The organism is Bacillus sp. WC2507 (assembly GCF_052656125.1).
Genome location: NZ_JBQXPN010000001.1, coordinates 431,064 through 450,292, shown reverse-complemented (window position 1 = coordinate 450,292; position 19,229 = coordinate 431,064). Strand labels below are relative to the sequence as shown.

The window sequence follows — 19,229 nt, the reverse complement described above, 5'->3', positions numbered from 1 at the left end:
TTTCATTATACAACGAAAGGAAACCGTCTAAAAGACTAGACGGTTTCCAAAACGGAATTTTATTCTTACGCTTTACCGTTAGAACCGAATTCACGCATTTTACCAGCAACAGTTGCTTTAATAGCGTCGCGGCCAGGTCCAATAAATTTACGTGGATCGTAAACTTCTTGGTCTTTGTTTAATACTTCACGAACAGCTTTTGTAAACTCGATTTGGTTCTCAGTGTTTACGTTAATTTTTGAAGTACCTAAAGAGATAGCTTTTACGATATCAGCAGTTGGGATACCAGTACCACCGTGTAATACTAAAGGTACACCAGTGAAGTCACGAACTTGTTCCATTTCAGCGAATCCTAAGTTAGGCTCACCTTTGTAAGGACCATGTACAGAACCTAAAGCTGGAGCTAGGCAATCGATACCTGTTGCTTCAACAAGGTGCTTACACTCTGCTGGATCAGCGTAAATTACGCCTTCAGCGATGATGTCGTCTTCTTGTCCGCCAACTGTTCCAAGCTCAGCTTCAACAGATACGTTACGAGCGTGTGCGTATTCTACTACTTTTTTAGTAGTTTCAACGTTTTCTTCGAATGGGTGGTGAGAAGCGTCGATCATTACAGATGTGAAACCTGCATCGATTGCTTCTTTACATTTTTCGAAGCTTGAACCATGGTCAAGGTGAATCGCTACAGGAACAGTGATGTTCATTTCTTCGATTAAAGCTTTAACCATAGCTACAACTGTTTTGAAACCAGTCATATGACGAGCTGCACCCTCAGATACACCTAGGATTACAGGAGATTTTTCTTCTTCCGCAGCAGCTAAGATAGCTTGAGTCCACTCTAAGTTGTTCATGTTGAATTGACCAACTGCGTATTTTCCTTCTAGTGCTGTGTTTAGCATTTCTTTCATAGAAACTAAAGGCATGGTGAATCCTCCTAAAAAACGTTTTTTGTATCCGATAAGTTCTTATCGCTGGTAGTATGACCAGAATAAGGTAAAATATGTATATTTACATACCGGACTTTTTTCTACACTCAATAGGATAACAACTTGTACTCAAAAACTCAACCGTATTCACCTGCTCAATAGTCCATGTAAACGCTTTTTTCCATATTTTTTATAAAAAATTCATTTTTTACGCCTCTACAGCAAGCTGATCTCTCACTGCTTGACGAATCTCATCAATATCAAACGGTTTAGCAAAGTGCATTAAAGCTCCTAAATCTTTTGCTTCTTGGATCATATCAAGCTCTCCATAAGCAGTCATTAAAATTACTTTAATACTCTCATCAATTTCCTTTACATGTTTTAAAATCTCTATACCATCCATACCTGGAATTTTCATATCTAACACTACTAAATCTGGATTATCTTTTTTCACGATATCTAAAGCTTGAAATCCATTCGCTGCTTGGAATGTCTGATAACCTTCTTTTTGGAACACTTCATGTAATAACACACGAATGCCATACTGATCATCAACGATTAAAATTTTCCCTTCCATAACTCCCAACCTTTCTGTATAAATACAAGATTTAAAGCTTCTTATATCTTAACGATTAATTTTCGATATTCTTTGGCAAATTCCTTCCTATTCTTTCTTATTTTACCGTTTCCTATTTTGTTATGCTACCCTTCGATTTCACCTTTCTAAAAAAATAAACTATAATGAAAGCCGGTAAACACGTACGAAAGGGAGTAACATTATGTTAAAAATTTTTTCAACTCAATTAAGTGGTTATTTCTCCAGAGTTTCTCAAAAAGAAGAAATGAATATAGAAGATAGCGCCCGTCTACTTGCTCAAGCATTAGTTGGCGACGGCTTCATTTATTTACATGGTACAAACGAAATGGAGGGCGTTATTGCTGAAGCACTATTTGGCGCTGAACCAATGAAGCAAGCAAAACGATTATTTGAAGATGGTAAAGAAGTAGAAGTAACTTCTGCAGATCGTGTACTTCTTATTAGCCGTTTTTCAACAGATGAAGAAGTTGTAGCAATTGCAAAAAAACTTCAAGCAAATGGACACTCTATTGTCGGCATCTCTGCTATTCAAGAAGGTACTGAATCACTAGAACAATATACAGATGTACATATTGATACAAAGCTGTTAAAAGGTCTTATTCCAGACGATGAAGGCAATCGCTACGGATTCCCAAGTTTAATGATAGCTATATTTGCATATCACGGGATCAAATTTACAATCGATGAAATGTTAAATGAATATTAAAAAAAGCGCCCTATTTCAGGCGCTTTTTTTTTATTACTTGCTCTCTTTATTCGTAATAGAAGCACTTACGAAATCATGGAACAATGGTTGTGGACGGTTTGGACGAGATACAAGTTCTGGATGGAACTGTGCTGCCACGAACCAAGGGTGGTCTTTTAATTCAATGATTTCAACTAGACGGCCGTCTGGGCTTGTACCAGAGAATACAAATCCTGCTTTTTCCATATCCGGACGGAATTGATTGTTGAACTCATAACGATGACGATGACGCTCATATACAACCGGCTCATTATAAGCATTGTAAGCATTTGTTTCTTCAGTAAGCTTACATGGGTATAGGCCAAGACGAAGTGTACCGCCTAAGTCTTCTACATCTTTTTGTTCTGGTAATAAGTCAATGATTGCATAAGGTGTGTCAGGATTAATTTCAGAAGAGTTAGCTCCTTCTAATCCTAATACGTTACGTGCAAATTCGATTGATGCAAGTTGCATACCTAAGCAAATTCCTAAGAATGGTACTTTGTTTTCACGAGCATATTGAATTGCAACGATTTTACCTTCTACACCACGATCGCCGAAGCCACCTGGTACAAGGATACCATCTGTGTCACCAACTAATTCTTGTACGTTCTCTGCTGTTACGTGCTCAGCGTTTACCCATTTCACTTCTACATCTGTGTCGAATGAATAACCCGCATGACGAAGCGCTTCTACAACAGAAATGTATGCATCTTGAAGCTCTACGTATTTACCAACAAGAGCGATTTTTGTTTTCTTAGAAAGGTTACGTACTTTATCAACTAGCGCAGTCCACTCTGTCATATCTGCAGCTGGATTGTCTAATTTTAAGTGATCGCAAACGATTTGGTCCATATTTTGCTCTTGAAGAGATAATGGAACTGCATATAAAGTATCTGCATCGCGTGCTTCGATAACTGCTTTTGTATCAATGTCACAGAATAATGCAAGCTTGTCTTTCATATCTTGAGAAACAGGAAGTTCTGTACGAACAACGATAATATTTGGTTGAATACCTAAGCTACGAAGCTCTTTAACGCTATGTTGCGTTGGTTTTGTTTTCATTTCACCCGCTGCTTTTAAGTACGGGATTAACGTACAGTGAATGTACATTACATTGTCACGACCGATGTCGCTCTTAATTTGACGGATTGCTTCTAAGAATGGTAGAGACTCGATGTCACCAACAGTTCCACCGATTTCTGTAATAACAACGTCCGCGTTTGTTTCGCGACCAGAACGGTATACGCGCTCTTTAATTTCGTTAGTAATGTGAGGAATAACTTGAACTGTTCCTCCTAGGTATTCACCACGACGCTCTTTTTGAAGAACTGAAGAGTAAATTTTACCTGTTGTTACGTTGCTATATTTGTTTAAGTTGATGTCGATGAAACGCTCATAGTGACCAAGGTCTAAGTCAGTTTCTGCACCATCGTCTGTTACGAATACCTCACCGTGTTGGTATGGGCTCATAGTCCCTGGGTCTACGTTAATGTATGGATCAAACTTTTGAATCGTTACGTTTAAACCACGATTTTTTAAAAGTCTTCCAAGAGATGCTGCTGTAATACCTTTTCCTAAAGACGATACTACACCGCCTGTTACAAAAATATACTTAGTCATGAAAAAGCTCCCTCCTATTTTGCTGTTATATAATCACCGTTGCAAAGCGCAACGTATGTAGATAACACTGTATCCATCTTATTGTTAGACTCTTTTTATTTTCTAAACAAAAAACAAAAAAGAAAATTGCTCCCCTCATCACATAAAGTAATAAGTAGGGAGCAATTTTCTTTTATATTTACACTTTAAAAGTATTATCGTCCTTTTTTAAAGAGCCCAAAAATGATTCTACATGGACGATAATGAAAAGTCAAGAACTACAGTTCTTCCTCTTCTTCTTCTTCAGTTTCATCGTACTCAAGTTCTTCTTCGGCGAAGTCATCTTCATCATCTTCATCTAAATCATCAAGATCATCGTCATCTCCGTCTTCTTCTTCAAGAACCTTGTCCAAATCTTCTACCTCTTCTTCATTTCCGTCTGCATCGTCGAAGTCTTCATCTTCTTCGATGTAGTCGTCAAAACCGTCCTCTTCAACTTTACGTTTCTTCTTCGGTTTTGGCTGAGGTAAGATTTCTTCATCAATTTGCTCATATGGGTACCAGCTGCGTAGCCCCCAACGATTTTCTCCTAAATTAATGAAACGTCCATCGATGTTTAAATCTGTATAAAATTGTGCGAGTTTCGCATTAACTTGCTCTTGAGATAGTCCCAGCACTTGAGCGATTTCTCGAACCAACTCGTTGAATGTCGTTGCTTGTCTTTTATCCCCTAAAACGCTATGTACAACTTCAATCATTGAACATTCTTTTAGCTCTTCTGGTGAATATTGCTTAAAATTCACTTATGCGGCACTTCCTTTCTTCAAATATAACCTTATATATAACGGTCTGCTTAAAAAAATCCATACTATTCATTATAAACAAAAGTCGCACAAATATGCTACAAAAAAAACGGGAAACTTTAATATGGTAATAAAATTATAATTTGTCTATTCCTTATTTCGGAAACATATGCGCTCCTTGCAGTACATACCTAATTTGCATTTCTGTATATTCTTCAAGCGTATACAGTTTTTGCAGGGCCCAACGTCTAAATCCCCACATTTGTCCTTGTATGAAAATGTTATGTGCAAGAAGCTGTATTTCCTTTTTATTTAATGTAAATGTCCCATTTTCCGTACACTGTTCTAAAATATTCTCAAACATTCCTACCATTTGAAACTCCTTTTCTAATACATACGGGAGTGATTCTTTCGGTAAAAAACGTACCTCTTGATACATAATTAATACTTCTTCTTGCAATTCATCCATCACTTTAAAGTAATTCGTTATCGCTATCTTTAAGCTTTCTATACTTCCCTTCTCTGTACACACTACTTCCTCTAATCTTTCTTTTACATGTTCATAAATACTATCACAAACTAAATACAAAACATCATCTTTCGTACGAATGTACTCATAAAGCGTCCCTATACTAAATCCAGCTGCCTTTGCAATCTCTCTCGTTGTTGTACGTGGAAATCCTTTTTGCTTAAACAATTGCACCGCACCTTTAATCATTTGTTCACGCCTTAACGCAACTAATTTTTCATCTTTCACGGACGCATGTACATTATGTTTAACCATCCCCTTCACCTCTCTCTATTATTTTTTGGAAGGAAAAAGCGTAGGAAAATACCTACGCTTTTGCTCCTACTTCGTTAACATACGAGAAATTACGAGCCTTTGAATCTCTTGTGTTCCTTCATAGATCTGTGTAATCTTTGCATCTCGCATATAACGCTCTACTGGATAATCTTTCGTATAACCGTAACCACCAAATACTTGTACCGCTTCAGTCGTCACCTTCATCGCTGTATCGCCAGCAAATACTTTTGACATCGCTGACTCTTTCCCGTACGGAAGCCCTTCCGATTCAAGCCAAGCAGCTTGGTATGTTAGAAGACGCGCCGCCTCCACATCCGTTGCCATATCTGCAAGTTTAAAGCCAATTCCTTGCTGCGCTGCGATTGGTTTCCCAAACTGATGACGCTCTCTTGCATATTCTACAGAAGCATCTAAAGCCCCTTGTGCAATACCAACCGCTTGCGCCGCAATACCATTACGACCACCATCTAATGTTTGCATCGCTACCTTAAACCCTTGTCCTTCTTCACCAAGTAAATTCTCTACAGGAATACGGCAATCTTCGAACATAATTTCAGTTGTTGGTGAAGAGCGAATCCCTAACTTACTCTCCTTCTTCCCAACTGAAAATCCTGGTGTATCACTCTCCACAATAAATGCGCTCGTTCCACGTTGCTTTGATTCAGGATCAGTTAATGCAAAAACAACATAAATATCAGCAATGCCGCCATTTGTAATGAAAATTTTTGATCCATTTAAAATATAATGGTCGCCATCTCTCTTTGCGATTGTCTTCATTCCACCAGCATCCGATCCAGATCCTGGCTCCGTTAAGCCGTATGCACCAATTTTCTTCCCTTCAGCCATCGGTCGTAAAAATTTTTGCTTTTGTTCTTCCGTCCCGAATTTAAAAATCGGCCAACCAGCAAGCGAAGTATGTGCAGACAGTGTTACACCTGTTGAAGCACAAACGCGAGATAATTCTTCGACAGCAATTACATACGCCAAGTAATCGCTTCCAATTCCGCCGTATTCTTCAGGCCACGGAATACCGGTTAAACCAAGCTCTGCCATTTGATCAAATAGTGCACGATCAAATCTCTCTTCTTCATCACGCTCAGCTGCCGTCGGTGCTACTTCGTTCTTAGCAAAATCTCGAACCATCTTTCTTATCATTTCATGTTCTTCTGATAGTTTAAAATGCATTCCCGTCTCCCCCTTGTCCTTTTATAAAGATCGACTAATAACAAGTTTCTGTATCTCACTCGTTCCTTCATATATTTGCGTGATCTTTGCATCACGGAAAAATCGTTCTACTGGATAGTCTTTCGTATAACCGTAACCACCAAATACTTGCACCGCTTCAATCGCAACTTCAACAGCCGTCTTAGAAGCGAATAATTTCGCAATAGAAGCTTCTTTACCGCATGGTAATCCTTGTGCTCTTAGCGATGCCGCTCTATATACGAGTAATCGCGCTGCTTCTACACTAGTTGCCATATCTGCAAGTTTGAATCCGATCCCTTGCTGCGCCGCAATTGGCTTTCCGAATTGCTCACGTTCTTTCGCATAATCAATTGCACATGCAAGCGCCGCTTCAGCGATCCCTAACGCCTGTGCACCGATTCCAATTCGTCCAACATCTAAATTCGCCATCGCTACCTTAAATCCTTGTCCTTCTTCACCAAGTAAATTCTCAGCTGGCACTTTCATATCTTCGAACGTAAGTTGTACTGTACGAGAACCGAGAAGGCCCATTTTATGCTCATCTTTGCCGATAATTAAGCCCGGTGTATCTTTTTCTACTATAAATGCAGAAATCCCACTTTTTCCTGCCTCTGGGTTTGTAGAAGCGAATACAATGTATGTACTTGCTTCACCCCCATTTGTAATGAACACTTTCGATCCATTAATAATGTAATGATCACCCTTCTTCACAGCTCTTGATTTCAAACTCCCTGCATCTGATCCTGCATTGGGTTCTGTTAATGCAAATGCGCCTAAATATTCACCAGTCGCAAGTTTAGAAACATATTTCTCTTTCTGTTCTTCTGTTCCGAAATATAAAATTGGGTTCATTCCAACTGACGTATGTACAGCTAAAATTACACCAACTGTTGCGCTTACCTTTGAAATTTCTTCAATTGCTAAAATGTAAGAAATAAAATCCATTTCTGCGCCGCCGTATTTTGCAGGCGCTGGAATACCCATTAGTCCAAGCTCACCCATCTTCTGCAAAATCTCTTTCGGGAACACCCCTTGTTCCATACTAGGAACAAAGGGAGCTATTTCCTTCTGCGCAAAATCTCGAACCATTTTCCTCATCATTTGCTGCTCTTCATTAAAACGAAAGTTCATATACTCCGCCTCCATTTGCTATATATCCTTTTAATAATTTGGTAAGACCACTGTTTTGTAACAAAGGGGAATTTATTCGTAAACGTAGAAACCACGACCTGTTTTACGTCCTAACCATCCTGCATTTACGTACTTACGTAGTAATGGACATGGGCGATATTTACTATCACCTAAGCCTTCATGTAACACTTCCATAATGTATAAACATGTATCTAAACCGATAAAATCAGCTAGCGTAAGCGGCCCCATCGGATGATTCATACCAAGTTTCATTACTTCATCAATCGCTTCTTTCGTCGCTACACCTTCATATAACGTATAAATTGCTTCGTTAATCATCGGTAATAAAATACGGTTCGATACAAATCCAGGGAAATCATTTACTTCAACTGGGACTTTCCCGATTTTTTTCGTGATGTCTTCAATCGTTTCATATACTGCATCATCTGTAGCCAAACCACGAATGATTTCAACAAGTTTCATAACTGGAACGGGATTCATAAAGTGCATACCGATTACTTTTTCTGGACGTTTCGTTACCGCTGCAATTTCTGTAATTGGCAGAGATGACGTATTCGTCGCTAAGATTGCGTGTTCTGGAGCAATTTCATCTAGATTCGCAAAGATTTTCTTTTTAATATCCATTTTCTCAACAGCCGCTTCAATAATAAGGTCCGCTTCCTTCACACAATCTAAATCAAGCGTTACTGTAAGGCGATTTAACGTTGCTTCCTTCTCTTCTTCCTTCATGCGTCCTTTTTCTACTTGGCGCGCTAAGTTTTTCGTAATAATAGCCAATCCTCTGTCTAATTGCTCTTGTTTTAAATCTTGTACCTTCACATCATATCCTGCCATTGCACATACTTGCGCAATTCCCGATCCCATTTGTCCCGCACCAATTACAACTATTTTTTGTACACCCATTCTTTCTTCCCCCTTAATATAAGTCTGTAATAAATGAATCGTTTTCTCGCCGTAAATTAATGAACCTCAATCATCACTGCATCACCTTGACCGCCACCGCTACAAATCGAAGCAATTCCAATTCCGCCTCCGCGCTGCTTCAGGGCGTGGATAAGTGTAACAATAATGCGCGCTCCGCTTGCTCCAATCGGATGTCCCATCGCCACTGCGCCGCCATTTACATTCAATTTTTCTGGGTCAATTCCTGCAATCTCTGTACTTGCAATTGCTACCGCCGCAAAGGCTTCATTAATCTCGAATAAATCGATATCTTCAATTGTCTTGCCTGTTTTTTTCAACAATTCGTTAATTGCATAACCTGGCGTTCTTGGGAAATCTTTTGATTCTACCGCGATTGCCGCGTGCGCCAAAATCGTTGCTAATGGCTTTCTTCCTTCTTGCTTCGCTCTGTCTTCGCTCATTAGTACAAGTGCAGCACCACCATCGTTTAGTCCTGGCGCATTACCAGCTGTCACCGCCGCTGTCTTATCAAATACAGGTTTTAATTTCGCTAATTTTTCAATTGTTGTATCCTCGCGTGGTGCCTCATCCTTTGCAACGACAATAGGATCGCCTTTTCTTTGCGGAATCGTTACTGGCACAATTTCCTCTTCAAAACGTCCTTCTTTATGCGCTGAAACCGCACGCTGATGGCTACGATATGCCCATTCATCTTGCGCTTCGCGAGAGATTCCATCTTCCTTCGCAACTTCTCCGCCATAAACACCCATGTGTATACCTGAAAATGCGCATGTTAAACCGTCAGCTACGTTTAAATCAATAACTTCGTTGTTGCCCATTCTGTATCCCCATCTTGCTCCGCGTAAAATGTAAGGACTGTTACTCATCGACTCCATACCGCCAGCTACAATCAGTGATTGATCACCAGTACGAATAATTTGATCCGCTAACGTAACCGCACGAAGCCCTGATGCACAAACTTTATTCACTGTTTCCGTCTGGACTTCCCAAGGGATTCCAGCAGCCCTCGCAGCTTGGCGCGATGGAATTTGTCCCTGTCCACCTTGAATAACCGTTCCAAATATAACTTCCTCAACATCATTAGCAGAAACATTTGCTCTTTCAAGCGCAGCTTTAATTGCAATTCCTCCAAGTTCTGTTGCTTTTACGTCTTTTAAAGATCCTCCAAATTTCCCAACCGGTGTTCTTGCAGCACTTAAAATAACTGTTTTACTCATGTTTCTTTCCCCCATTTCATTTTTTAGCACTGAGCGCTCGCTCGGTATTCTTACGTTGAGAAGAGGTGCAATCATTGCACCTCTCTCTAAAGTTGTATACATGCTTGCAGATTACATCGCTTCTTTCTTCTGTCCGATAACAGAGCGTTCTAAAATCTCTGTTACATCAAGAGTTTGAACCTTCTCTTCTACTTCTTTCGCTTTCGTCCCATCACTAATCATCGTTAAGCAATATGGACAACCTGTACCGATAATGGATGGCTGCACAACTAGTGCTTGTTCTGTACGAGCAACGTTAATACGAGAACCTGCTGTTTCCTCCATCCACATTAAGCCACCACCTGCGCCACAGCACATTCCGGTTTCACGGTTACGTGCCATTTCTACAAGATTCACACCAGGAATTGCTTTCAAAATATCGCGTGGTGCTTCGTATACTTCGTTGTATCTTCCTAAGTAACAGGAATCATGGTACGTAACTGTTTCCTCAATTGCGTGAACAGGTTTTAAGCGTCCTTCTTTCACCCACTGAGCTAACAATTCTGTATGATGATAGACTTCTGCTTGCAAGCCAAAGTCTGGATACTCATTTTTAAATGTGTTATATGCATGAGGATCAATCGTAACGATTTTCTTCACTCCTGCTTTTTCAAATTCTTCGATATTCTTTGTCGCCATTTCTTGGAAGACGAATTCATTTCCAAGGCGGCGCGGTGTATCTCCAGAGTTCTTTTCTTTATTACCGAGAATCGCGAATGAAATGCCTGCCTCGTTCATTAACTTCGCAAACGATATCGCAATCTTCTGACTACGATTGTCGTATGATCCCATCGAACCAACCCAGAATAAATATTCAAACTCCTCGCCAGCTTTCGATTTTTCTTTTACAGTTGGAACTGTTACTTCATCATCACCTTGGCGCCATGTTTCACGCTCTTTACGGTTTAGACCCCACGGATTCCCTTGACGCTCGATGTTCGTCATCGCACGCTGCGCTTCCGCGTCCATCTTTCCTTCTGTTAAAACAAGATAGCGGCGTAAATCAATAATTTTGTCTACATGCTCATTCATAACTGGACACTGGTCTTCACAGTTACGGCACGTTGTACAAGCCCAAATCTCTTCTTCTGTAATAACGTCTCCGATTAAACTCGGATCGTAAGCGAGTGTTGTAGCTGCTGATTCTTGTTGCCCTTTCCCAGCTGCCATCATCGCTAACTGATTTCCTTGTGTATTATTAAAAGCAACTACTGGAACCCACGGTGCTTTTGATGTTACAGCCGCTCCTTTATCAGTTAAATGATCGCGAAGTTTTAAAATTAAATCCATCGGCGATAACATTTTCCCTGTTCCGGTTGCCGGGCACATATTTGTACAGCGACCACACTCTACGCAAGCGTATAAATCGATAAGCTGATTTTGTCTAAAGTCTTCAATTTTACCAACACCAAATGTTTCTTGTGTTTCATCTTCAAAATCGATCTTTTCAAGTTTCCCTGGGTTTGAAAGACGACCGAAGAATACATTAGCTGGTCCTGCAATTAAATGCGCGTGTTTTGATTGTGGTACATACACTAAAAACGTTAACAAAATTAGTAGATGCACCCACCAAGAGAAATAGAACACAGAAATGGCTACGGTTTCATTTATACCCGAGAAAACGTAAGCGATTGCAGAAGCGATTGGTTCACTCCATGAAAGCTCCTCGCCGTGCCATATAATCCCCATTCCATTACCGAGTAGCACAGAAATCATTAAGCCACCAATAAAGATAAGGACAAGGCCTGATTTGAAATTACGTTTTAAACGAACTAGCTTCTCGACATAACGTCTATGAAAAGCCCAAAAGACTGCAATTAAAATAACAAGTGTGACAATTTCCTGGAAGAATGTAAATGCAGGGTATAGTGGTCCAAGTGGAAGATGTGATCCTGGTGCGAGTCCTTTCCAAACGAAGTCAATTGCTCCAAATTGGACAAGAATAAATCCGTAAAAGAACATAACGTGAATAATGCCGCTTTTCTTATCTTTCAGCAGCTTTTTCTGACCGAAAACATTTACCTTAAGAAGATCCCAACGCTCTTTAAAACGACGGTCAAATTCAATCTTTTTTCCTAACTGTATGTAGGCCATTCTCGTTCGTATAAGATATACAAACAAATATCCCGCATAAGCAATAACAGCAATGGCAGCCAGCCAATTCATGATCAGTAAGCTATTCATTTTTATGCTACCCCTCTCTTTGTAAGCCCTCTTTCTTTTTTAGAATCTTCAAAAACATATAATTTTCTGAATTTTATCCCCTACCTTCATTATATAATGAGTGAGCATTCAGTCAACAGTTTTTTGTTATACAACAACATATTTTTTCATAAAGCTGTTTATTTCGGTGAAACTATAAAGTGAAACTTTAATTAGCCGGAAAAGTGAAGGTGAAAAGAATGCAAAGGAGGGAATTCACTCATGTTCTTCGTATCTCTCTTGTTAATATGCGTTACTCTTTGGATCACAATTGACCTTTTATATGGGAGGCTTCTTCATTTAAAACGTGTGCGCTCTCGTACTTTCCCTTTACGCCAAAGTGATTTTCACCTTTATACATACGGAAAAGATTTGTATGACGCCCTATTTACTGATATAAAACAAGCGAAACACCATGTGCACGTTTTGTTCTTCATTGTAAAAAACGATAAGATTAGTCGGGAATTTTTAAAGCTACTTATCGTTAAGGCACAGGAAGGAATTGAAGTAAGACTTTTACTCGATCGATTTGGGAGCCATCATTTATCAAACGAGGACATTCGCTCCCTACAAAAACATGGTGTCTCTTTTTCATTTTGTCACAAAGTGAAATTTCCTTTTCCTTTCTTTTCTGCAAATCAAAGAAACCATAGAAAAATTACAGTTATTGACGGGAAAATTGGTTATATTGGCGGATTTAATATTGGAGAAGAATATTTAGGGCATAATCAAAAATTAGGATTATGGCGCGATTATCATTTACGTCTTACAGGCGAAGGAGTACAAGATTTACAAAAGCAATTTTCACATGATTGGCTCGACGATACGGGTCAAAATTTATTAGATTCACCTATTTATTTTCCTAAGCAACAACCAGGAATCATTCTACATCAATTTATTCCGACCGATGGGGCATATTTACAACATACTTTTTTACACTTAATTGAAAATACGAAAGAAGAACTCTTTATCGGTACACCATATTTCATTCCTGGAAAAAAAATTATGAACGCATTATTACAAGCACGAAAACGTGGGGTTCAAATAACGATTCTCGTTCCAGAAAAAGCTGATCACGCCCTTGTTCGAGAAGCGAAATTCCCGTATTGCCGAAAGTTAATACAAGCCGGGTGTAATATTTACGCATTTCAACAAGGTTTTTTTCACGCTAAAGTTATTATAGCGGACGATTATATTTGTGATATCGGAACTGCAAACTTTGATATGAGAAGTTTATATATTAACCATGAAATCAACTGTCTTTTATATGATAAACCTTTTATACAAACAGTAAAAAACAAATTCCATGAAGATCTAGAAAACGCGTCATTACTTTCCTTTAAAGATGTTAGCCCGCATTCTCTTATTGATAGAGGAAAAGAATGGGTAGGAACGATACTTGCTTTCTTCCTATAGGAAAGATAATGAATAAAGGAGATGCGTTCATTATGATTATGCGGTTCGGATATGTCTCACATGCAATGGCACTCTGGGATTGCTCTCCGGCTAAAACGATGACATTTACAAGCTTTCAAAAGCTCAGTAAACAAGAGCGAGAAGATAAACTATACGATGTTACAAAGCAAAATCTTGAGCATACAATACGTATTCTTCATTACAATATAGCGCATGAAATTCCGTTATATCGCTTGTCATCTTCCATTGTTCCACTTGCAACACATCCCGAAGTTGAATTTGATTATATCGGGGCATTTATACCGCTTTGGCGTAAAATTGGGTCATTAATTAAAGAACACAATTTACGAGTAAGTTTTCATCCAAATCAATTTACGCTATTTACAAGTGATAAACCACATATTACAACTAACGCTATTATAGATATGACCTATCATTATAAAGTATTAGATGCAATAGGAGTTGCAGATACTTCTTATATTAACATCCATGTAGGTGGTGCCTATGGAAATAAAGAAAAAGCCGTTGGACGTTTCCATGAAAACATAAAAAAACTTCCTGCACATATAAAAAAACAAATGACACTTGAAAATGATGATAAAACATATACAACTGCTGAAACTCTATCTATTTGTCAAAAAGAAAAGGTCCCATTCGTATTTGATTATCACCATCACATGGCAAACCCTTGCGAGGAACCGCTAGAAGAGTTACTTCCTGCAATTTTTGAAACTTGGTCACATACAAATATCCCTCCTAAAGTTCACATTTCCTCCCCTAAATCAGAAAAAGAATTTAGGGCTCATGCTGAATATATTGATTTAGATTTTATTAAACCTTTCTTACACATTGCAAAAAAAAACAATCACAATTTCGATATTATGATTGAAAGTAAACAGAAAGATTTAGCAATGCTGCAATTAATACGTGAACTATCCTCTATAAGAGGGATAAAAAGAATACATGGCGCAACATTACAATGGTAAATTGTAATCTTGCGCTATTTTTCTCAAAAAAAGTAATTTTTATAGTAAAAAACACCCTATTTTATATGCTATGATTGGAGTTAGCATTTTCCACCTGCGATTCAAATTTATTGAAACGGAGTCATAATATGATTAATCAAAAAAAATATGTACAATTTGTCATAATGTATATAGTTATATTTTCTCTTTGGATATTTCTGATCCCTAAGGACTTGAATATAAAAGAAATTGGAATTCTCTTCTTATTTTGTTTTGCCGCGCTCTTTTCTTGCTATTGCTTATATAAAGCTATTAAGAAAATGAAGCATACTGATAAATTATTTTGGGTTTTATTACTATGCACTTGCATATGCGGACTAACTATGGAGATAACTTTATTTCTTCATTCACTTTCTATATATGATCAAGTCATATTCTCATATAAGGCACTACCTTTTTTCATCATACAATATATTTTGCTCTTTTCTGGGTTTGCTATCAAATTCATAAAACATTACTCTATTAGAGGTCTTGCTCAATTTTCATTCGATAGCATCTTTATTGTTATCATGAATATTTATTTTACCCTAACTTTTATTTTGGACCTTTCAAGCTTTCGTATGTTAACAACCGATCACTGGGTTTTAATTGGATACTTTATTGCACAAGCATTAGTAATTTACGCCGTTATTAGCCTATATAGACGAGAACAATATTCTTCTAGTAGAATCTCATTAATTATCGGCTTTACTATCATACTTGTGTACGGATATATACATCTGTTCCAATTAAACGCAGGGATAGAAACTTCTTCTGAAGTCTCTTACTTAATACATACCGCTTCAATTTTATTAATTGGTTTGTCGTCCATACTATACATTGTGGATAAACCAATGCAGCATGAAACGAAAACGAAGTATTATCGATTTGACTATGTGCGCTTTATATTACCTTACTTTAGTATAATCATTACTTTTTCTTTTATTGTCTTTCAACCTTGGGATGATAAGTTCATGTTAATCGGTCTCGTATTATCACTCATCTTATTATTCCTACGACAACTTTACATGTGGAAAGATAATCAAGCACTAATCGATACATACGAACAGTTGACTACACAACTAGAAGGTAAAGTAGAAGAAGGTGCATCTGCGTTATCAAAGAGTGAACAACGCTATAAATCTTTATTCGAAGATCATCCTGATGCCGTTTTTTCTTTAAATATGAATGGTATTTTCCAACAATCCAATACAGCATGTGAAAGCTTATTTACTGCCTACTATTGTGAAGTAGAAAGCTATTCTCTTCTACACTTTATTGACTCAAAAGACCATGATCTACTAAAGAAAGCTTTACAAATGACAACAGAAGGTAGACCACAAACTTTAGAAGTTCGCACAAAAGAAAAAGAAGGCTATTACTATTACCTTCACATTACACTCATCCCTACTTTCATAAACAAAGAAGTTGTTGGGATGTTCGGCATAGCACGTGATATTACAACTTTATATGAAAAACAAAAACAAGTAGAACATTTAGCCTTTCATGATTCACTTACTGGATTACCAAATCGCCGAAAGTTTGAAAAGGACTTAAAAAATATTTTAAATACAACTCAAACTAGCGCAAATGATGTTGCCGTCATGTTCCTTGATTTAGATCGATTCAAAAAAATTAACGATAGACTTGGTCACGACGTCGGAGATTTATTATTAATTGAAGTAGCAAAAAGATTACGCAGTTGCTTGCGTTCAAAGGATGTCGTTGCTCGCCAAGGCGGAGATGAGTTTACAATTCTATTACCAGATATGTACTCAGAAAAGAGTGCAATATTTATAGCTGAACAGATTTTAACCATTTTAAACAAACCGTTCTTCATTAAAGATGAAGAACTGTCTATTACACCGAGTATCGGAATTGCAATGTACCCTGATTATGGAACAGATGTAACAGAATTAATGAAAAATGCTGATATGGCTATGTATCGCGCAAAAGCAAATGGAAAAAACAGATTTGTTTTCTTCTCAAAAGAAATGAGTATTGCTCAAAATGAGAGTAACTTCTTAGAAGGAGAACTTTCAAAAGCACTACAACAAAATGAATTTTTCCTTGAATACCAACCACAAGTAAGCACAAAAACAAAACAAATTATCGGTTTTGAAGCATTAATTCGTTGGAAGCATCCAAAACTCGGAATCGTATCTCCTGCCCAGTTCATTCCGCTAGCTGAGGAAACAGGATTTATTATTGAACTTGGAAATTGGATTTTACGTACCGCTTGCTTAGAGGCAAAAAGATGGCATAATCAAGGTTTTTCTCACTTGAAAGTTGGTGTGAATTTATCTGTTGTTCAATTTAACCATGCAGATTTAATCTCAACCATTTCAAAAGTATTAAAAGAAACAGAGCTAAAACCAGAAGCATTAGATATTGAAATTACAGAAAGTATCGCAATTAATCAAAATCAATCTGTAGTTGCAAAGTTAGAACAGCTTCAAAATCTCGGTATTCAAATTTCAATCGATGACTTTGGAACTGGTTATAGTTCTTTAGCTTATTTAACAAAATATCCAATCAACACATTAAAAATTGCTCGAGAGTTTATTTGCGGCATTACAACTAGCCCTTTAGAGGAAGCGATTATCTCTTCCATCATTACACTATCAAAAGAACTAAATTTAGAAGTTATTGCAGAAGGTGTAGAGACGGAAGAACAATGGAAGTTTTTATATGAACAAAACTGTGACCACATTCAAGGATTCTTTATTAGCAAACCTGTTTCTAGTAAAGACGTTTGGATGTTACTCCACAAAAAAACAACCGTCTAAGTAAGACGGTTGTTTTTTAATACTCAAAAGGTACATCTGAAGCTACTTGTATCTCTTGATCATTATAAGAAATTACTTGGTTTTTCTCTAAAACTGTATCTCCTAATGAAATACCCCATGCCATCGCTAACGTTAATAGACTACCAATAAGTAGTTTCTTCATATTCCATCACCCGCATTTTTTCTTTAAATATATCATGAAAATTTATCCACATCTTATGCAATTATGCATATTTGTTTTTTTATTTATTCATTTTTTTTATAATTGATTCCTTTAACGTATGGTTTCCTAATATATCGAAAAAGAAGCACGCTTTTTCGTAAGCATCTTCAATTTCTGCTCTATCACACTCGAGCTTTTCTAGGCATTCACCTTTTCGATAATATAACTGTCCAATCAATGTCATACTATTAATTCGACACGATAGTTCAATGGCTTTATTTGCGTGACAAAGCGCTTCTTCGTATTGATTGTCTAAGTATAATGCTTTTGCATGGTTATGTCTCACCTTCACATCAAACTCTTTATTATCATGTAATGCCTCTAATTGTTTTAATATATTTTCAAATAACTCAATACTCTTCTTAAAATAGCCATTTTCAGCGTAAATGTTTGCAATTGCGTTTTCAATATAAAGGTTCTGATATACATCTATTCCTGCCAATTGTTGATTGAGCAATTTCTTTAATTCTAAAATACAATATTCATAATCGATTTTTTTCAATATGTAAGCAGATACATAATATTGCCATTGAAGAAATTGCTGCAGCTCGGGATGATATTCTTCCTTTTTCAGCTCATCCCATACTTTACTATAAATTTCTTTATATTTCTTTTGCTTACAAAGCATAATAATTCGATCTTTTAATTGCTTATTCCTCTCAATATCAGAATAAATGAGTACCTCATAAAAATGAATAATGGGAACTTGTAACTTCGCTGCAATACCTTGCAATATATCCATACTTGGGTATACCGCGCCCGATTCAATTCGGCTCACTTCCGATTGATGACATATGTTCTCGGATAACTGTTTTTGTGTTAATCCCCTCATTACCCTAATTTTTTTAATTTCACTTCCTAGTTTTTCTGCGTGCATACTTACTCACCATCCCATTATAACAATCTAATTTTTTGAGTTGTCATACCACTACAATAATGTGAATTCGACAATTTTTGATATGAAATAATGCATAATATATATAAAATTCGGCAAATTTTTCATAAAATTCATCTCACATACAATAATAGATTAGACGTTTTATAGATAAATTATAGAAAATTTGCCCGTGCTTTCGTTACATTCGGTCTTCTTTATCCTTTATCAGCAGAAGCTATTCACACCCAAGAACTAAATAGAAATGAAGTAAAAGTTGAAATTGCTCAGCCTAGTTTAACGATTTAAAAATTAACACAACCTCAAAATGATACAAAAATATATGGCGAAAAAGTATTTAAAGGGTGAGATAAATGAGGCTAAAGCTCAACAAGAGTGAGTGACAACTGAAATGAATGTAGATTCCCAACCTACAAATAAAGAAACAAAAGAAAATCAAACCGAAGTCCGCCTTGCACAAACTTACAAAAATTATAAAGTATATGGCCAAGATCTTATTGTAAAAGTAGATAAAAATGGAGTAATTACAACTGTTAGTGGTAAAGTTGTCCAAAATTTAGACCAACAACCTAATCTTACTATAACAAATTTTTTGTCGAAAAATGAAGTAAAATCTAAATTACGCGATATACTTCAAATTCTGAGCGATGCGACTGCGACAAAACTCTCTATTGAAATACTTATTTATAAAAAAAAGAAGTTTA

16 protein-coding genes and 1 pseudogene are annotated in these 19,229 nt (G+C 37.2%); 5 read left to right on the top strand and 12 right to left on the bottom strand.

Going from position 1 to position 19,229, the window contains the following annotated elements; translation table 11 throughout:
* Positions 1-65 precede the first annotated feature (65 nt).
* Both ACUN28_RS02400 and spo0F read right to left on the bottom strand, forming a co-directional pair.
* Entirely contained in the window at positions 66-923 is an 858-nt protein-coding gene (locus ACUN28_RS02400; protein ID WP_001131859.1) for a class II fructose-bisphosphate aldolase, read from the bottom strand.
* Between the two features lie 211 nt (positions 924-1,134).
* The gene (spo0F, locus tag ACUN28_RS02395) at positions 1,135-1,503 is read right to left on the bottom strand and encodes a sporulation initiation phosphotransferase Spo0F (RefSeq protein WP_000398592.1); all 369 of its coding nucleotides are present in this window, start codon (positions 1,501-1,503) and stop codon (positions 1,135-1,137) included.
* A 202-nt stretch (positions 1,504-1,705) separates the two neighbouring features.
* Between spo0F and ACUN28_RS02390 the strand changes: the two genes are divergently transcribed.
* Positions 1,706-2,230, top strand: coding sequence for a DUF2529 domain-containing protein (locus ACUN28_RS02390; protein ID WP_016085460.1), 525 nt, complete (start codon positions 1,706-1,708; stop codon positions 2,228-2,230).
* A 33-nt stretch (positions 2,231-2,263) separates the two neighbouring features.
* Here ACUN28_RS02390 and pyrG read toward each other — a convergent pair whose 3' ends face one another.
* The 8 genes from pyrG to ACUN28_RS02350 all read right to left on the bottom strand — a co-directional run bounded on the left by pyrG (position 2,264) and on the right by ACUN28_RS02350 (position 12,180).
* A complete protein-coding gene (gene pyrG, locus ACUN28_RS02385) occupies positions 2,264-3,871 on the bottom strand; it encodes a CTP synthase (RefSeq protein WP_016085459.1) in 1,608 nt (535 codons plus the stop codon).
* 257 nt (positions 3,872-4,128) lie between these two features.
* The gene (gene rpoE, locus ACUN28_RS02380; RefSeq protein ID WP_016136942.1) at positions 4,129-4,653 is read right to left on the bottom strand and encodes a DNA-directed RNA polymerase subunit delta; all 525 of its coding nucleotides are present in this window, start codon (positions 4,651-4,653) and stop codon (positions 4,129-4,131) included.
* 154 nt (positions 4,654-4,807) lie between these two features.
* Positions 4,808-5,437, bottom strand: coding sequence for a TetR/AcrR family transcriptional regulator (locus tag ACUN28_RS02375; protein ID WP_000238598.1), 630 nt, complete (start codon positions 5,435-5,437; stop codon positions 4,808-4,810).
* A gap of 66 nt (positions 5,438-5,503) precedes the next feature.
* Positions 5,504-6,643 carry an acyl-CoA dehydrogenase AcdA gene (gene acdA, locus ACUN28_RS02370; protein ID WP_016085457.1) on the bottom strand — a complete coding sequence of 380 codons (1,140 nt, stop codon included), beginning with the start codon at positions 6,641-6,643 and terminating at the stop codon, positions 5,504-5,506.
* A 21-nt stretch (positions 6,644-6,664) separates the two neighbouring features.
* Positions 6,665-7,795, bottom strand: a complete 1,131-nt coding sequence (locus tag ACUN28_RS02365; RefSeq protein WP_016085456.1) for an acyl-CoA dehydrogenase — start codon at positions 7,793-7,795, stop codon at positions 6,665-6,667.
* A gap of 72 nt (positions 7,796-7,867) precedes the next feature.
* Positions 7,868-8,719, bottom strand: coding sequence for a 3-hydroxybutyryl-CoA dehydrogenase (locus ACUN28_RS02360; RefSeq protein ID WP_000538860.1), 852 nt, complete (start codon positions 8,717-8,719; stop codon positions 7,868-7,870).
* A 56-nt stretch (positions 8,720-8,775) separates the two neighbouring features.
* Positions 8,776-10,059 (bottom strand): acetyl-CoA C-acetyltransferase, encoded by a 1,284-nt coding sequence (locus ACUN28_RS02355; RefSeq protein WP_098404985.1) that lies wholly within the window; start codon positions 10,057-10,059, stop codon positions 8,776-8,778.
* 9 nt (positions 10,060-10,068) lie between these two features.
* Positions 10,069-12,180: a heterodisulfide reductase-related iron-sulfur binding cluster gene (locus ACUN28_RS02350; RefSeq protein ID WP_016085454.1), complete on the bottom strand. Its 2,112-nt coding sequence runs from the start codon at positions 12,178-12,180 to the stop codon at positions 10,069-10,071.
* 240 nt (positions 12,181-12,420) lie between these two features.
* On the opposite strand from ACUN28_RS02350, the gene cls reads away from it, so the two are divergent.
* The 3 genes from cls (at position 12,421) to ACUN28_RS02335 (ending at position 17,407) form a co-directional block, all read left to right on the top strand.
* A complete protein-coding gene (gene cls / locus ACUN28_RS02345; RefSeq protein WP_016085453.1) occupies positions 12,421-13,614 on the top strand; it encodes a cardiolipin synthase in 1,194 nt (397 codons plus the stop codon).
* A 32-nt stretch (positions 13,615-13,646) separates the two neighbouring features.
* Positions 13,647-14,600, top strand: a complete 954-nt coding sequence (uvsE, locus tag ACUN28_RS02340; protein ID WP_016085452.1) for a UV DNA damage repair endonuclease UvsE — start codon at positions 13,647-13,649, stop codon at positions 14,598-14,600.
* A gap of 128 nt (positions 14,601-14,728) precedes the next feature.
* The gene (locus tag ACUN28_RS02335; protein WP_016085451.1) at positions 14,729-17,407 is read left to right on the top strand and encodes a DUF4084 domain-containing protein; all 2,679 of its coding nucleotides are present in this window, start codon (positions 14,729-14,731) and stop codon (positions 17,405-17,407) included.
* Positions 17,408-17,423: 16 nt separating this feature from the next.
* Here ACUN28_RS02335 and ACUN28_RS02330 read toward each other — a convergent pair whose 3' ends face one another.
* A complete protein-coding gene (locus ACUN28_RS02330) occupies positions 17,424-17,570 on the bottom strand; it encodes a quorum-sensing peptide PapR (RefSeq protein WP_000734736.1) in 147 nt (48 codons plus the stop codon).
* 79 nt (positions 17,571-17,649) lie between these two features.
* Positions 17,650-18,507 carry a transcriptional regulator PlcR gene (plcR, locus tag ACUN28_RS02325; RefSeq protein ID WP_016085450.1) on the bottom strand — a complete coding sequence of 286 codons (858 nt, stop codon included), beginning with the start codon at positions 18,505-18,507 and terminating at the stop codon, positions 17,650-17,652.
* Positions 18,508-18,675: 168 nt separating this feature from the next.
* Between plcR and ACUN28_RS02320 the strand changes: the two are divergent.
* Positions 18,676-19,222 (top strand): annotated as a pseudogene (locus tag ACUN28_RS02320) (M4 family metallopeptidase); the annotation flags it as partial.
* Positions 19,223-19,229 lie beyond the last annotated feature (7 nt).

Excerpts from the sequence above, each read along its gene's own strand:
- ACUN28_RS02400 (WP_001131859.1), bottom strand. The coding sequence starts at position 923 with ATGCCTTTAGTTTCTATGAAAGAAATGCTAAACACAGCACTAGAAGGA.
- spo0F (WP_000398592.1), bottom strand. The coding sequence starts at position 1,503 with ATGGAAGGGAAAATTTTAATCGTTGATGATCAGTATGGCATTCGTGTG.
- ACUN28_RS02390 (WP_016085460.1), top strand. The coding sequence starts at position 1,706 with ATGTTAAAAATTTTTTCAACTCAATTAAGTGGTTATTTCTCCAGAGTT.
- pyrG (WP_016085459.1), bottom strand. The coding sequence starts at position 3,871 with ATGACTAAGTATATTTTTGTAACAGGCGGTGTAGTATCGTCTTTAGGA.
- ACUN28_RS02375 (WP_000238598.1), bottom strand. The coding sequence starts at position 5,437 with ATGGTTAAACATAATGTACATGCGTCCGTGAAAGATGAAAAATTAGTT.
- acdA (WP_016085457.1), bottom strand. The coding sequence starts at position 6,643 with ATGCATTTTAAACTATCAGAAGAACATGAAATGATAAGAAAGATGGTT.
- ACUN28_RS02365 (WP_016085456.1), bottom strand. The coding sequence starts at position 7,795 with ATGAACTTTCGTTTTAATGAAGAGCAGCAAATGATGAGGAAAATGGTT.
- ACUN28_RS02360 (WP_000538860.1), bottom strand. The coding sequence starts at position 8,719 with ATGGGTGTACAAAAAATAGTTGTAATTGGTGCGGGACAAATGGGATCG.
- ACUN28_RS02355 (WP_098404985.1), bottom strand. The coding sequence starts at position 10,059 with ATGTATACAACTTTAGAGAGAGGTGCAATGATTGCACCTCTTCTCAAC.
- ACUN28_RS02350 (WP_016085454.1), bottom strand. The coding sequence starts at position 12,180 with ATGAATAGCTTACTGATCATGAATTGGCTGGCTGCCATTGCTGTTATT.
- cls (WP_016085453.1), top strand. The coding sequence starts at position 12,421 with ATGTTCTTCGTATCTCTCTTGTTAATATGCGTTACTCTTTGGATCACA.
- uvsE (WP_016085452.1), top strand. The coding sequence starts at position 13,647 with ATGATTATGCGGTTCGGATATGTCTCACATGCAATGGCACTCTGGGAT.
- ACUN28_RS02335 (WP_016085451.1), top strand. The coding sequence starts at position 14,729 with ATGATTAATCAAAAAAAATATGTACAATTTGTCATAATGTATATAGTT.
- ACUN28_RS02330 (WP_000734736.1), bottom strand. The coding sequence starts at position 17,570 with ATGAAGAAACTACTTATTGGTAGTCTATTAACGTTAGCGATGGCATGG.
- plcR (WP_016085450.1), bottom strand. The coding sequence starts at position 18,507 with ATGCACGCAGAAAAACTAGGAAGTGAAATTAAAAAAATTAGGGTAATG.